General features: G+C 50.8%; 10 protein-coding genes. 7 read left to right on the top strand and 3 right to left on the bottom strand.

What is annotated here, in order from left to right; genetic code table 11:
• The first annotated feature begins 397 nt into the window (after positions 1-397).
• The gene (locus WJT86_RS01680) at positions 398-2,686 is read left to right on the top strand and encodes an NADP-dependent malic enzyme (protein WP_346335756.1); all 2,289 of its coding nucleotides are present in this window, start codon (positions 398-400) and stop codon (positions 2,684-2,686) included.
• A 62-nt stretch (positions 2,687-2,748) separates the two neighbouring features.
• Here WJT86_RS01680 and murB read toward each other — a convergent pair whose 3' ends face one another.
• Both murB and WJT86_RS01690 read right to left on the bottom strand, forming a co-directional pair.
• Positions 2,749-3,783 carry a UDP-N-acetylmuramate dehydrogenase gene (gene murB / locus WJT86_RS01685; RefSeq protein WP_346335757.1) on the bottom strand — a complete coding sequence of 345 codons (1,035 nt, stop codon included), beginning with the start codon at positions 3,781-3,783 and terminating at the stop codon, positions 2,749-2,751.
• Positions 3,784-3,895: 112 nt separating this feature from the next.
• On the bottom strand, positions 3,896-5,434 hold the full coding sequence (locus tag WJT86_RS01690) for a helicase HerA domain-containing protein (protein ID WP_407066891.1): 1,539 nt from the start codon (positions 5,432-5,434) through the stop codon (positions 3,896-3,898).
• Between the two features lie 428 nt (positions 5,435-5,862).
• Here WJT86_RS01690 and WJT86_RS01695 point away from each other — a divergent pair, with 428 nt between their 5' ends.
• From WJT86_RS01695 to WJT86_RS01710, 4 genes are read left to right on the top strand one after another with little or no spacing between them, the layout of a single operon-like run.
• Entirely contained in the window at positions 5,863-6,525 is a 663-nt protein-coding gene (locus tag WJT86_RS01695; protein ID WP_346335758.1) for a TetR/AcrR family transcriptional regulator, read from the top strand.
• Entirely contained in the window at positions 6,522-7,520 is a 999-nt protein-coding gene (locus tag WJT86_RS01700) for an HlyD family secretion protein (protein ID WP_346335759.1), read from the top strand. The genes WJT86_RS01695 and WJT86_RS01700 overlap by 4 nt, the downstream gene beginning before the upstream one ends.
• 2 nt (positions 7,521-7,522) lie before the next feature.
• The gene (locus WJT86_RS01705; RefSeq protein WP_346335760.1) at positions 7,523-8,464 is read left to right on the top strand and encodes an ABC transporter ATP-binding protein; all 942 of its coding nucleotides are present in this window, start codon (positions 7,523-7,525) and stop codon (positions 8,462-8,464) included.
• Between the two features lie 8 nt (positions 8,465-8,472).
• A complete protein-coding gene (locus tag WJT86_RS01710) occupies positions 8,473-9,627 on the top strand; it encodes an ABC transporter permease (RefSeq protein ID WP_346335761.1) in 1,155 nt (384 codons plus the stop codon).
• Positions 9,628-9,630: 3 nt separating this feature from the next.
• On the opposite strand, the gene WJT86_RS01715 is transcribed toward WJT86_RS01710, so the two are convergent.
• Positions 9,631-11,118 carry an MDR family MFS transporter gene (locus tag WJT86_RS01715; protein WP_346335762.1) on the bottom strand — a complete coding sequence of 496 codons (1,488 nt, stop codon included), beginning with the start codon at positions 11,116-11,118 and terminating at the stop codon, positions 9,631-9,633.
• A gap of 170 nt (positions 11,119-11,288) precedes the next feature.
• Between WJT86_RS01715 and WJT86_RS01720 the strand changes: the two genes are divergently transcribed.
• Positions 11,289-11,831 (top strand): regulatory protein RecX, encoded by a 543-nt coding sequence (locus WJT86_RS01720; protein ID WP_346335763.1) that lies wholly within the window; start codon positions 11,289-11,291, stop codon positions 11,829-11,831.
• A gap of 145 nt (positions 11,832-11,976) precedes the next feature.
• Positions 11,977-14,127: a transglycosylase domain-containing protein gene (locus WJT86_RS01725; RefSeq protein ID WP_346335764.1), complete on the top strand. Its 2,151-nt coding sequence runs from the start codon at positions 11,977-11,979 to the stop codon at positions 14,125-14,127.
• Positions 14,128-14,178 lie beyond the last annotated feature (51 nt).

Raw genomic sequence — 14,178 nt, forward strand, 5'->3', positions numbered from 1 at the left:
TGTCTGTTTACTGCATTTTCGGGGCAGAAAGCCAGTGAAGAGGAAATTTTCTGCTCAAAATTTGTGGTTTTCCCCGTTGATAAAATCAACACGTAAAGCTGCCATGATTGATGGGCAGAAGAGGAATGCATTTGCTGACTGCGACTATTACAACAATGGGTTGATTGTCCCTTTAGTGCTATTGCAGGGTTGCTAATCGTAATTTTCGGAAATTCCTCGGGGTCAAATTCAATATTTCATTATAAATCAGCTTGCCTGAAAGCTGTGAAATAAGGAATAAGAGGAGCCGGAACATTTACGCTTTCCTAGGGGGATTGGCGTAAGTGGATACCAGAGCACTCTGTGCTCATTCTATCAGAGCTCGCATCATGCGAGGAGGAAAGTTAAGGCTATAAAAATGTCAGACAAGTCTTTGCCAGCAGGTTCCCGTCCCACTTTCACTGATCAGGAAGCTTTGCAGTTCCATTCCCATGGACGTCCGGGCAAGCTGGAGATCGTACCGACGAAGCCAATGGCAACCCAGCGTGACCTGTCTCTCGCCTATTCGCCTGGTGTGGCGGTGCCGGTAAAGGCCATCGCCAAAGACCCGGCCCTTGCCTATGAATATACAACGCGTGGCAATATGGTTGCCGTCATCACCAATGGTACGGCTATTCTTGGCCTTGGTGACCTTGGCGCATTGGCCTCTAAGCCGGTGATGGAAGGGAAGTCGGTTCTCTTCAAGCGTTTTGCTGACATTGATTCCATCGACCTTGAACTTGATACAAAAGATCCGGACGCCATCATCAACGCCGTGCGTTATCTTGGCCCGTCATTTGGCGGTATCAATCTTGAAGACATTAAGGCTCCGGAATGCTTCATCATTGAGCAGCGCCTTCAGGAGCTGATGGATATTCCGGTCTTCCATGATGACCAGCATGGAACGGCTATTATTTCTGCGGCTGGCCTGATCAACGCGCTTTACCTCACCGGCCGTGACATCAAGAAGGTCAAGCTGGTGGTCAATGGTGCGGGTGCGGCCGGTATTGCCTGTGCTGAACTTGCCAAAGCCATTGGTGTTAAGCCTGAAAACGTTCAGCTGTGTGACACCAAGGGTGTGGTCTACAAGGGCCGCACCGAAGGTATGAACCAGTGGAAGTCAGCCCACGCTGCCGAGACAACAGACCGGACTCTGGCTGATGCCATGAAGGGTGCTGACGTTGTCTATGGCCTTTCCATTAAAGGTGCTTTCTCAAAGGATATGATCCAGTCGATGGCACCTAACCCAATCATCTTTGCCATGGCGAATCCTGATCCGGAAATTACACCGGAAGAGGTGGCTGCTATTCGTGATGATGCGATTGTTGCAACAGGCCGCTCGGATTATCCGAATCAGGTCAACAACGTCATCGGCTTCCCTTACATTTTCCGCGGTGCTCTGGACGTTCGCGCCAAAGCCATCAATATGGAAATGAAGGTTGCAGCAGCGCATGCCATTGCGCAGCTTGCCCGTGAGGATGTTCCTGATCAGGTGGCTGCCGCTTACAAGGGCGCCCGTCCGCGCTTTGGCCGTGAGTACATCATTCCGGCCCCGTTTGACCCACGCCTGATTTCAGCCATTCCATGTGCTGTTGCCAAGGCTGCCATGGAAACGGGTGTTGCACGTCACAACATTGAAGATATGGATGCCTATAAGGCGCAGCTCCATGCCCGCCGCGATCCGGTTTCCGGCGTGCTCAACAATGTGTTTGAGAGTGTCCGTAAATCCCGCCGTAAGGTTGTCTTTGCCGAGGGTGAAGAAGAGCAGGTTCTGCGTGCTGCGATTTCCTACGTCAATCAGGGCCTTGGCTCTGCCATTCTGGTTGGCCGTGAGCGCCAGATTTATGAAACGGCAGAATTTGCAGGTATCGACCTGAAAGATCGCGAAGGAATTGAAATTATCAATTCCGGGCTGTCAACGCGTATGGAAGTCTACTTTGACTATCTCTATCAGCGCTTGCAGCGTAAGGGCTTCCTGAAGCGCGATGTCATGCGCCTTCTGTCTCAGGACCGTAACACATTTGCCGCCTGTATGGTTGCGCTTGGTGATGCCGATGCCATGGTAACCGGTGCTACTCGCAAGACTTCAAAAGCTCTTGAGCAGGTACAGCGTGTGGTTGATGCCCGTGCAGGCCGCCGGGTCATTGGTGTCTCGCTGTGTATCTCACGCGGGCAGGTTGTGTTTGTTGCTGATACGGCGGTGCATGAGCGCCCAACAGGCGAAGAGCTTGCTGATATCGCCATTGAGACAGCAGAAGTCGCCCGCCGTTTTGGTTATACCCCACGGGTTGCCATGCTGGCATCCGGCAGTTTTGGCCATCCGGTCAGTGAGCTCGGTGAGGCCCAGCGTGAGGCTGTTCGCATTCTCGGTGAACGTCATGTTGATTTTGAGTTCGACGGTGAGATGTCTGCCGATGTCGCGCTGAACCGTGATGCTCTGGCACAATATCCGTTTGCACGTCTGACAGATACGGCAAACGTGCTCGTCATGCCAGCCAGTCATTCCGCAGCAATCGCAACATCTATGCTGCAGGAGCTCGGTGGTGCAATGGTTCTCGGTCCGATGATTGTTGGCCTCGACAAGTCTATTCAGATGATTCCGCTGAATGCCAATGATCTTGATATCGTCAACATGGCAGCACTGGCCGCCTTTGATATCGGGCTGTAAGTCATAACTACAGTTTATTGATTTTAAGGCGCGGGAGATGATTTCTCCCGCGTTTTTCATGTTTACGACAAAAAGGCCTGAGCATCAGTCTCACCCTGAGCCGTGATGAAACGGACTTCAGGTTCAAGCAAGATACCAAAACGCTCAGCGACCTGTTGCCGGACATGGCGGGCCAGATTTGCAACATCCTGCGGTGTGGCATTATTCAGGTTGATGATGACAAGCGCCTGTTGCGTATGAACGGCTGCGCCACCAATCTGGTGGCCCTTTAATCCGCACTGATCAATTAGCCACCCGGCCGCCAGTTTCAGGGAACCATCGGCCTGCTTGTAGGCAGGCATATCGGGATATTTCGCCAATAAGCTCTGGGCTTTTTCTGCATCGACGACAGGGTTTTTAAAGAAGCTGCCGGCATTACCAGTCACGGAAGGATCTGGCAGCTTTGAGCGGCGAATCTGGCAGATTGCATCGAAGACAGCTTTTGCTGTTACCTTATCAGGATCAAATGAACGCAGCTCTCCGTAAGTCAAAACGGGCTGCCATTTTTTGGGGAGCCCCAAGCCAACGGCTGTAATGGCATAGCCACTCTTGTACTGGTGTTTGAAAATGCTTTCCCGATAGCCAAAAGCGCATTCAGAAGCTTCAAGGCGTGAAAGCTTCCCTGTCCGCAAATCCAGCAGCTCGACATAAGAACAGAAGTCTTTCAGCTCCCGGCCATAAGCGCCGATATTCTGAATGGGTGCCGAGCCTGTGCAGCCGGGAATGAGGGCGAGATTTTCTAATCCCGCGATATTCTTCTCCAGAAGATCAACAATCAGATCATGCCAGACTTCTCCGCCTCCGACATGAACCAGCCAGTCACTGTCTGTCTCGGTAATCTCAATGCCCTTGATTTCGTTGAGAGCAATATATCCGGCGAAATCTTCAAGAAACAAGACGTTACTTCCCTGTCCGAGTAACAGGAAGGGTAAACCCTCTTTTTCGGCTTTTCGCCATGTGGTCACAAGTTCTTCTCCGGTTGCCGCATGCACGATATGCCGTGCGCTGACCGGGAGGCCAAAAGTATTCTTCTGCTGTAGTGAGACCTGAGGCTGCATTAAAAACTCTTGAGATTAACTCTGCTTGTTATCTGCTTAATACAGAAAACCGGATGATGCATTACAATATCTGAGAGCAGGGATTTTTCAAATCGCTCTCATATACGCTGAGCTACTCAGCTGCGGCACCGAATAGCCCCTCATTCAGAGGAGGTTCTTCATAAGCATTCGGGTCCCCTGCTGCGGTTTCCCAACCGAGATCTGGCAGAGCGATGATCCGGTGATTGCGGATATCATTGCGGCAGACGATATACTCCTGCTGCTCCATATAGGCGATAAGACGACGTGCACGACCTGTTGAACGGCTGCCACAGGCGCGGGCAATCTCACCATCTGGCGGGCACGGGTCATGCTGCATGGCGGCACGGGCCAACAGGAGATAAACACCCTGAATATCTTCCGGCAGAGCCGTTGCAACTTCAACGGCACGGTTCCACTCTTCACCCTCAGCCGTGTCAGTATCAACACCAGCGCGGACAACCGCCAGGCGACGGCGGAAACCCGGCAGGTTCAGAGGCTCTCCCGGCATCCGGCGAATACGGCAGCGTACAAGGAAATCCTGATAGAGAACAGCAACCGAGCGGAAGGAAGCTTCCGGCTCCTCCAGAACTTCGCGCAGAATACTGTCAATAATGGCAATCCGCTCTTCCTTGGACATAGCCGGTTCATCATCAGCTTTGTCAGCAGGTTCAGGCGGCCGGGTTTTGGCGAGCTGTGCCAGAAGATCGTTTGTTGAAGGTGCCGGTGGGGGCGGTACGCGCCGTGGTGTTGGGCGGATAATCTCTTCCGGGCTCGGCACGAACAGGAGATCGTGAATATCTTCAGGCGGCGTTTCTGGTAATGGCAGCAGGCGCGGGCTTGTGCTGCGGGCACTGGTTTCAACGTCACCAATTTTAATCGGGAGAGGGCGGCGTGAAAGGGCCGGGCCAAGGGCAACAAAGTGGCCGCGCTCAAGATCACGGAACATTTCAGCCTGACGCTTTTCCATACCGAGCAGATCTGAGGCACGGGCCATATCAATATCAAGGAAGGTGCGGCCCATCAGGAAGTTTGAAGCTTCTGCGGCAACGTTCTTGGCAAGTTTTGCGAGACGTTGTGTTGCGATAACGCCTGCAAGGCCGCGTTTTCTGCCGCGACACATCAGGTTGGTCATGGCACCAAGCGAAACCTTACGCGCCTCATCCGAGACTTCACCTGCGGCCGCAGGGGCGAAGAGCTGGGCCTCATCAACCACCACCAGCATCGGATACCAATAGTCGCGATCGGCATCAAACATGCCACCAAGGAAGGCTGCGGCACAGCGCATCTGCTGTTCGGTATCGAGGCCTTCAAGACTGAGAACGACAGAAACACGGTGCTGACGGGCGCGTGCTGCAATACGCTGCAAATCACCTTCCGTGCGGGATGCATCAACGACAACATGGCCGAATTTATCGGCAAGCGTTACGAAGTCCCCTTCAGGATCAATGATAGCCTGCTGAACCCACGGGGCGCTTTGCTCAAGAAGGCGGCGCAGAAGATGCGATTTCCCGGACCCGGAGTTGCCCTGAACCAGCAGGCGGGTCGCCAGAAGCTCTTCAAGGTCAAGGGTTGCCGGCTGGTTGCCGAACCCTGCACCTGACTGAGTTCCCATATCAATGGCGACCTTCATCCTTCGCGACCTAAACCTTTTCAAGTAATGGCAGATAGCAGAGGCCAAAATCCATTCGGATTTGTCCGGCCCTTATAGTCTGTTGCCAGTTTGGGCGGCCTCTACAGATGTGTTTAACAAAGTTCTTACACAAAAAGCCAGAGGATGATCTTCTGATTGCGAAAATCTGTCAGGTTGTCCCCTGATGATGGGTCTAATACTCAGCCCGATCGGGTTCAGTGTGTTTGCTTTCCTAAAGAGCCGAGCTGTTATCTCATTGATTCCAAATTTCTTTGTCCCTCATGATTACTAAGTTTACTCCACGGGATGGCATGCATTTAAGAAAATTCACTTCAACACTTGATGACTGACCAGTCAGTCATATATAATATGAATATTAAAAGCAGAGATTTGATGGTTTGCCCGCTATGGAAAAAAGGGAAATCTCCTTGAAAGAAAAGACAAAATCAGCCGTAAAAAAGCCGAGAGTATCGAAGGCTGCGCGTAATGAAGATGAGCGCCAGCAGAAACTGCAGGCAATACTCGATGCGGCTTTAGAGGTTTTTTCTGCCAAAGGGTTTGCTGCAACCCGCCTTGAAGATGTCGCCAAGAAGGCTGGTGTCGCTAAGGGAACGGTTTATCTCTACGTTTCTTCCAAGCACGAACTGTTTGAGGCGATGATTCGCAATTCATTTGTTCCGACTTTTGACATGCTTGAAGTTGCGACGGCCGTTGATGGGCTGACGCTTGAACAGCTGATTACCATTTTAATTGAATGGTTTCAGGTTGAAGTTCTCAAGACAAAACGACGTGAGATGCTATGGCTGATTTTACGTGAAGCCAAACAGTTTCCTGAGTTAGCCCATGCGCATCATCAGCTTATTGTCAGCCGTGCTCTTGGTATTTTACGTAAACGATCAGAGGCCGCCCTTGCTTCAGGTGAAATCAGCCATGACGAAGTGGTCCGCTTTCCGCATCTGGCGATAGCGCCGGCTATTGTTGCCATTATATGGACCGAACTCTTCAATGATATCGAGCCGCTCGATGTTGCGGGAATGATGCAAGCCTATCGTGACCTTCTGCTCAGAAGCCTGAAAGGAAACACACCATGATGTTTCGGCTCGGTAAGGATAAAAAATTTCAGCGCATTCCATTGATTGCGGGCGCTGTTATTCTGGCTATCGCTTTACTCGTGTGGCTGCAAGGCTGGCAGTTTGGCAGTCAGACAGCCTTTCAGGGGTATGTTGAGGGTAACTTTGTCTATGTTGCACCTGAAACAGCTGGCCGAATTGTAGCTTTAGAGGTTGAAGAGGGTTCAGATACGCAACAGGGGCAAAGTGCTTTTATTCTCAATACTGATATTGAAAAAGCGCAGCGTGATGAGGCTGAAGCCAAACGCGCACAGGCGCAGGCCCAGTTAGATGATTTGCGCGCTGCGCAGCAGCGGCCTGAGCAGATTGCTGTTCTGAAAGCACAGGAAGATCAGGCCAAAGCACAGCGTGATCTGGCGCAGGCGGAACTGGATCGACAGACAAAACTGTTCCAGAAAGGTTATGCCTCAAAGGCGGCCTTGGATCAGGCCCAGACGACTTATGATCGAAGTGTTGCAGCATTTGAGGAGGCTCAGCGGCAGATTACGGCTTCCGAACTTGCGGCGCGTACTGCAACAATTGCAGCAGCAGAGGCCGGTGTAAAGGCAGCAGAGGCAGGCCTAGTGCAGGCGCAGACAGCTCTTGATAAGCGTACAGTTTATATACCGCAGAATGGCCGGGTACAGGATGTATTTTTCAGGGTTGGCGAAGTTGTTAATGCTGGCCAGCCTGTGCTTTCAATCCTGCCACCGCAAAACATGAAATACCGTTTTTATGTTGCGGAAACAGCTTTGGCAAAATTCAGTCTTGGTCAAGAAGTTGCAATTGTGTGTGATGCCTGTCCGGATAATTTGAAAGCTAAAATCTCATTTATTTCCAAAGATGCTGAGTTTACGCCACCGGTTATCTTCTCTGATGAAGAAAGGGCTAAACTGGTTTTCAAAGTTGAAGCCCTGCCCGTCGTGCCGGTTGAATTACCAGTTGGTCTGCCAATCAAAGCACATACGGTGGAATGATCATGACAACACCAGCCTCGGATATTGTCATTGACGTTCACGGACTAACCAAGTCGTTCGGTGATAAGGTCGTGGTTAAAGACCTGTCGATGCAGGTTCGTAAAGGGTTGATCTATGGCTTCCTTGGCCCGAATGGGAGTGGGAAAACAACAACAATCCGTATGTTATGCGGGTTGCTGACACCCGATGCCGGAAAGGGAACCTGCCTTGGTTATGATATTCTGACAGAGCAGAATGAGATCAAGCGACATGTCGGCTACATGACGCAGAAGTTCTCGCTCTATGCTGACCTTTCTATTCGAGAAAATCTGGAGTTTGTGGCACGGATACACCGGCTGGAAAATCCAGAAGAATCTGCACGTCAGGCGATTGAGCAACTTGGCCTTGAAAATCGGGCTGAGCAGCTTGCCGGACAACTCTCCGGTGGCTGGAAACAGCGGCTTGCCCTTGGGGCCTGTATTCTTCCAAAACCGCAGCTGCTTCTGCTTGATGAACCGACAGCCGGTGTTGACCCAAAAGCACGGCGTGAGTTCTGGGATGAAATTCATACTCTGGCGCATCAGGGGCTGACGGTACTGGTTTCAACACATTACATGGATGAAGCCGAACGGTGTCACGAGATCGCCTACATTGCATATGGTGACCTTCTGACGAAGGGTACTGTTTCCGAGGTTATTGCCGAGGCGAACCTTACAACATGGCAGGTCAGTGGTAGTGCAGATTCTCTGGCATCACTGGCTGAGCGTCTGAAGGGTATGTCTGGCGTTGAAATGGTTGCGCCTTTCGGTTCCGTTTTGCATGTCAGTGGGCGCAATAAGACCGCCTTAGAAGAAACCGTTCGTAGCCTTGAGAAGCTTCCCGGGCTCGAATGGAAACCTGGAGAGCCAACACTTGAAGACGTGTTCATTGATTTGATGAGCCGCTCTCAGGATAACTTTCAGTGAGGACTATCATGCCAGACAAAAAAGCAGATAGACCGATCATCTCCTTCCGGTGTTTCTACGCCATGTTTGTGAAGGAATTTATACAGCTCAAACGAGACCGGATTACGTTTGCGTCGATGGTTTTCATCCCGCTGTTTCTGCTGCTGCTGTTTGGTTATGCCATCAATAACGACCCGAAGTATCTGCCAACTGCTATTCTGAATATGGATAACAGCCCGTTTGCACGTTCTGCAGTCGCTGCGATGCATACCAGTAGCTATTTCAGGATCACACAGGTTGCTTCAACTGAGGAGGAGCTAGATCACCTGATAACCTCGGGCAAAGTTCAGTTTGGGGTGCAGATACCTGCTAACTTTGGGCGTGATATCGTACGGGGTGAGCGCCCCTCCATGCTGGTTATTGCCGATGCAACAGATCCCGTTGCATCTGCCGGGGCAATCTCTGCCGTGCAGGGTTTGGCCAGTACTGTTTTCTCACGCGAGCTGAATGGGCCACTGGCTTATCTGCAACCTCAGGTATTGAAGTATGATCTCAATATTCAGAAGCGGTATAATCCAAGCGGTACAACACGGCTGAATATTGTACCGGGATTGATGGGTGTCATTCTGACACTGACCATGCTGATTTTTACGGCTCTTTCAGTGACACGTGAGCTTGAGCGTGGGACGATGGAAACATTGCTTGCCATGCCCATTACACCCGTTGAAATCATGCTTGGTAAAATCGCACCTTATGTCGTTATGGGTGCGGTTGAGATGTTTATTATTCTGGTTGCCGCAAGGTTGCTTTTCGGTATCCCGATTACGGGTAGCCTGTTGCTTCTGATAACGCTGACAGTGTTGTTCATCATTGCCAATCTATCCGTTGGATACACCTTTTCGACCGTTGCCAGTAATCAGTTGCAGGCGATGCAGATGTCGTTCTTCTTCTTTCTGCCGAATATCCTGCTTTCAGGCTTCATGTTCCCGTTCCGGGGTATGCCTGTCTGGGCGCAATGGGTTGGCGATGTGTTGCCATTGACCCATTACATCCGCATTGTTCGGGGTATTATGCTGAAGGGCGCAACATTTGCTGATGTCAGCTCAGCTGCCATTGCCCTGTTGGTGTTTACGCTTGCGGCAATGGCTCTGGCTCTGGCGCGTTTCCGCCAGACGCTGGATTGATTGTCATTCAGGCATAGCTGGCGGATGAACCTGTGTTCTGTTGATCAGGGGCTTTTCTTCCATGATCAGCAGAAATAGGAAAGACAGGGCAAAACCAACAAATGCAGCTGCGAAAATAAAGCTGAAGGATTGGGTCAGCGCTTCCCTGTTGCCTGCTAATGCGCCCGCCAGATTCTCAAGAGTTGTCCCTGAACTGGCTTTACTGCCACCAAGAATGATTGCGCCAAAGAGAGCGACGATCAGTGCTCCGCCGAGGGAGCGAAAGAAGTTGCCTGTTGCAGTTGCTGTGCCCAGCTGATGCAGAGGAACGGCGTTCTGAATGGCCACTGTCGAGACAGGGAAGAGTGTTCCCAAACCCATTGACATTAAAGCCAAGACGATTTCCAGAGCGATAAAGTTTATGTCTGAAGCGTAAAAGGCCAAAAGTAATGAGCCTGCCATTGAGAAGCAGAGACCAATCAGGGAAATGCGTTTGTAGTGCACGCGTTTTGTCATGGTTCGGCCAGAAAGCTGCGCACCAAAGACAGACCCAATCATTAATGGAATAAGGGCAAGGCCTGAATGGCTCGCTGAAAATCCACGATCCACTTCGAAGAATATGGGTAAGTAGATGGAAAGGCCAATATAGGTGCCAACGCCACAACAGGCGGATAATACCCCCATACGGACGACCTTGTTGTTCAGAACTTCCGGTGGGATGAGTGGCTCATGGGCAAATTTCAGCCGGGCAGCGAATAATAGCCAGAGAACAAGTGAGCTGCCAATCAATGCCTGGATTTCAAATGACAGCCAAGCATAGCGAATGCCACCCCAGTTTAGCGTCAGGAGCAGCAGGATTGTGGCTACCATCATGGTGATGGCACCAAGAAAGTCGAGTGAACGGGGTTTGTCGTGCCGGGGTAGCCTTTTAAGGCGCGTGTTCGTGATGAAGAAAGCAATGGCGCCAAGTGGGATATTGATCCAGAAGATCATCGTCCAGTGAAGATATTCTGCGAAAAAGCCACCCAGAACAGGGCCGAGTAAACTGGAAGAAGCAAAGACGATGGCAAAGTAAGCCTGATAACGTCCGCGCTCTGGTGGTGGAATAACATCACCAATGATGGTTTGGGCAATAGAGATGAGACCACCGCCTCCAAGCCCCTGAAGGCCACGGGCAAGGATGAGCATGAACATGCTGTTTGCTACTGCGCAGAGTATCGATGCTGCCACAAAGGTTACAAGGGCTACCAGCATGGTAATTCTGCGGCCCTTGATATCGGCAAATTTCCCATAGAGCGGAGTCACGGCTGTTGAGGTCAGCAGATAAATAGTGACAACCCATGGCAGATGCTCAAAATCATGAAGGTCAGCGCCAATTGTTGGCATGGCGGTTGCAATGATTGTCTGATCCAGCGAGGCGACAAACATGGCAAGCATGACACCAATCAGGATTGATTTGATATCTTTACGGTCAAGCTGCTGAGGCTGTTTAACTTCCGAATTCTCAGGCATTTTGTTCATGTTTCGCGTCAATGTCGCGGGAAATATAGACCATTTCAGAAACGACCCTTATATGTCTATCTCATGATGACATGACATACTAAGTCTGAATTGTCATGTGACTAAATTTAAAAATGCTTTAAATTTCAAATGTGGTATTCGGTAGATTAGATAATATGAATATGGCTCCCGATAAGGAAAAAAAGAAGAAAGTTCCGAAGGAGGTTTCGCAGACCTACCTCGAACGGGCCGCTATGGATTATCTGGGTAAATATGCTTCATCAACTGAAAACCTGCGCAGGGTTTTACGCCGAAAAGTAATGCGGCGATGCCAACTGCGTGAGGAAGAGCCGCACTCATATTACGAGATGGTTGATACTGTTGTTGCCAAGGTCGTTCGCATTGGTTTGATAGATGATAAAATCTATACTGAAGCGAAAGTTGCCAGCCTGAGGCGCAAAGGAAATTCCAGTCGTCTTATTCAGGCCAAGCTATCTGCCAAGGGCTTGAATAAGGACGATATTGGTCAGGCTGTTTCTGAGTCAGAGATTGATGAAATTGATGCAGCCCGCAGGCTGGTGAAACGACGGCGCCTTGGTCCTTATCGTTTGCAGAATAGGCGTGAGTTTCAGGATAAGGATATTGCCGTGCTGGCACGTGCCGGGTTTTCTTTCTCGGTGGCTTATAATGTTATTACGGAAAATTCTGAAAATTCCGGTGATTAATGCCTTTTAAGCTGCGTAGATAAATTTTGCTTTAACCGCTCTTTAAACTGCCATAATTAAGGTGCCTTTGCCTGAGTATGCCGTTTTGTGCGGCGAAATCAGCACGCCTGCATCAAAGATGCATATTGGGGATGAGTAAAAGCCTATGACGGCAAACGGACGTGAACGGCGGGAACCGGTATTTGGAAGACCAGAACCAGACCATCAGCATGATGAGTCTGCGTTGAATATCGGCTTGTCCCGGCAGGATCGTGCTGGAGGGGAAATGGCGCGACCAGTAAGCCGACGCAGTTCTACGAATGACAGTAAAAAGCCTTTGAAGAAAACTTCAAAACCAAGGCGGGCGAAGAAGCCGCGCAAGCGCCGCTCAATTCTTGGGCGTATGTTCTATACGCTGTTTGTCCTCGGCTTGTGGTGCTTGTTGGGTGTTGCAGGTGTTGTTGCCTATTATGCTTCTCAACTACCACCTATTGACCAGCTGACGGTACCAAGACGCCCACCGAATATTGCTATTCTGGCTGCTGATGGCTCACTGATTACCAACCGCGGTGAAACAGGTGGTCGTGAAGTTTCGATTAAAGAGCTGCCATCCTATGTGCCGAAAGCTTTCGTGGCTATTGAAGACCGTCGCTTCTACAGCCACTTCGGTATTGACCCGATGGGGCTTGGCCGGGCGGTTATCAGTAATGTCTCTGGTGGTTTAAGACAGGGGGCTTCGACGCTGACCCAGCAGTTGGCAAAGAACCTCTTTCTGACTCCGGAGCGAACAGCCTCACGTAAGATTCAGGAAGCCATTCTCGCACTTTGGCTTGAGCGTAAGTACACAAAAGATCAGATTCTGGAGCTTTACCTGAACCGGGTTTACTTCGGTGCTGGTGCCTTTGGTGTTGAGGCGGCTGCGCGTCGTTATTACAACAAACCTGCCAAGGAACTGACACTCTCAGAGGCTGCTGTTATTGCGGGCCTTGTTCAGGCGCCATCACGTCTTGCACCTAACCGTAACCCGAAAGGGGCGCAGGGTCGTGCAACAATCGTGCTGAAATATATGCGCGAACTTGGTTTCATCAATCAGGCGCAGGCAGATGCAGCACTTGCCAATCCGGCAAAACTCAACCGGGCAGGCAGTAACGATTCTGCCAATTATGCTGCTGATTTTGTGATGGATGTGCTGGATGACTTCATTGGTGAATTTGATCAGGATATCATTGTCCAGACATCAATTGACCTGAGGATGCAACGTGCTGCCGCAAAGGCCGTTACAGAGACGCTTACGGCCAAAGGCGCGCAGTTTAATGTCAGTCAGGCGGCCCTTGTCTCCATCACACCAGAAGGTGCTTTGAAGGCGCTTGTTGGTGGTAAATCATATGAAGAGAGCCAGTATAACCGTGCAACGACAGGCCGACGCCAGCCTGGTTCAGCTTTTAAGCCGTTTGTTTATCTGACGGCTATGGAATACGGCATGACGCCGGCAACAGTCATTGAAGACGGCCCGGTTAACTATCGTGGCTGGAGTCCGCAAAACTATAGCCGCCGTTATAGTGGCCCGGTACAACTGCGTGATGCATTGGCCTTTTCGCTGAATACCATTGCAGCCAAGCTGATCATTGAAGTTGGGCCGCGTAATGTCATCAAGACAGCTCAGCGACTTGGTATCAATTCACCCCTTGAGCCTGTGCCATCTCTGGCACTTGGTGTCTCTGATGTCTCATTGATGGAAATGACAAGCGCTTATGCTGCTTTTGCCAATGGTGGCTTTGGTGTCATTCCTTATGTGATTGAGACTGTGAAGAGTGCAGCTAACGGCAAGCTGCTTTATCAGCGTCCTCCGACCTCAGGTAAGCTTGGTCGCGTCATGTCGCCTGAAAATCAGGCAGAAATGATTGATATGATGCATAATTCCTTCGCGATTGGCTCATCCCGGAATGCGAGTGTTCCCGGTTGGGATCTTGCTGGCAAGACCGGAACAACGCAGGCTTACAAAGATGCCTGGATGATGGGTTTCTCATCAACACTGGTAACAGGTGTCTGGATGGGGAATGATACAGGTGAGCTGACCAAACGCCTGACAGGTAGTGGCTTGCCAGCTGAAATCTGGAAGAAGTACATGACGGATGCTCTGGCTACCCAGACACCAAAACCGTTAATTGGTGCTGGCTGGCAACCAAACGGTAATACGTCGCCATCGTTCTTCGGAACGGGTGGAGGAGATGTGCCTCCGCAGGGTATGCCGCAGCAGGCACCTCGCCAGCAGCGTCAGGATCGTAACTTCTTCGAACGCCTCTTCGGCGTTGATTAAGAGTTTCCCCCTGATGCTATATCAGGGGGGGAAGACACGCAGTATAACGGC

This window comes from Hohaiivirga grylli, assembly GCF_039655745.1.
In the GTDB taxonomy this organism is placed as follows: domain Bacteria; phylum Pseudomonadota; class Alphaproteobacteria; order Rhizobiales; family Beijerinckiaceae; genus Hohaiivirga; species Hohaiivirga grylli.